Below are 1213 nucleotides of genomic sequence, written 5' to 3'. Positions count from 1 at the left end.
CTGCGGGGGAGTGTCCGGACCTCCAACTTGCTGCCGATTCGGCTGGGGTTGCAGTGCCAGGTGTGGCGGGATGTTCGTGGTGTTCGTGGTGCATGGGGTTGATCTCCGAGGAGTCATGCGGGAGGTGGGTTGTACGCGCGGTGGCGGAGCCGGGTATGGCTGAGCCGGGGTTGGTTCTGCGTGGCCGTGAGGAGCGGCCTTGGCGCGGGTGGCTTGGCGGTTGGCGTGGTTCGGGTGAAGAGCCGTACGTGCGGGAAGCGGGCTGGCGGCGGCGCTTGGTCGGCTGTGCCGGGCGGTGGCGGTACGTGGTTCGCCACCGCCTGGCGTTCTGGGGTGGCGCTCAGACGGCGATGGCGTTCTTGGCGGCGTTCAGTTCCGCCCTGACGGTGGCGGCGGCCTTCTGGGCGTCGTCCTTGCTGATCGTGTAGCCCTTGGCCCTGACCGCCTTCTCCAAGGCGGTGCGGGGAACTTCGCCGGTCTCGGCGCCGATGGCGCGGGCCGTGGCGAGCAGCTCCTCTTCTGGGACGGTGCGTTTGCGCTGGGCCGCCTTGGGCGCCCTCTTGGCGGTCGGCGCCGTGGTGGCGGACTTGGCCTCGGGCGTGGGTGCGTTGCTCGCCTTGGCGGGCGGGGCTGTGCTGGCGTCGTCTGCCTGCTTGTGGATGGTCTGGCGGCTCCGCCTTGGCGTGGCGGAGGTGGTGGGCGGCGTGGCGGCGGGCGCTTCCGCCATGGCGCTGTTGGCGGCGAGGTGGCGGTTGATGACGAGGTAGAGGTGGACGGCGCCGGCGAGGGCGAGCGGAGCGATGGCGGACAGGGTGCCGGCGGTGGTGTTGTTGAGATGGAGGCGGGTGCCCTCGTTGAGGCCGATGGCGTGGACGACGTTGGCGCCGATGCTGGTGCTGGTGGCCAGGCCGACGAGCGTCCACACGTAGAGGCGGGAGCGCAGCGGGGCGGTGCGCAGGATGAGCAGGGCGACGATGCCGATGGCGATGAAGCCGTCGATCACCAGGGGGAAGAGGTAGGTGAGCAGCCCGCGCACGTGGCTGGCGACGGCCATCTGGCGCAGGGCGTCGTAGGAGAGGGCGAAGGCGACGGCGGCGAGCAGGACGATGCCGACGCGGATGGAGCGGCTGCCGCGGACGGTTGTCGGGGCTATCGGGGCAGGAGAGGGCAAGTCAGGCACTCCAGGGGTAGTGCGGTGGGGCTGGTGGTGAGG

Annotated in this window: 1 protein-coding gene; it reads right to left on the bottom strand. The window is 71.0% G+C overall.

Going from position 1 to position 1213, the window contains the following annotated elements; genetic code table 11:
* Nucleotides 1–340 precede the first annotated feature (340 nt).
* The gene (locus C1I97_RS37495) at nucleotides 341–1180 is read right to left on the bottom strand and encodes a DUF2637 domain-containing protein (RefSeq protein ID WP_441349198.1); all 840 of its coding nucleotides are present in this window, start codon (nucleotides 1178–1180) and stop codon (nucleotides 341–343) included.
* Between the last annotated feature and the right edge of the window lie 33 nt (nucleotides 1181–1213).

The sequence above is a fragment of the Streptomyces sp. NTH33 genome, from assembly GCF_003236365.1.
Classification (GTDB): Bacteria; Actinomycetota; Actinomycetes; order Streptomycetales; family Streptomycetaceae; genus Streptomyces.
The sequence above is the reverse complement of the archived record's forward strand: the minus strand, read 5'-3'. Positions and strand labels throughout refer to the sequence as shown.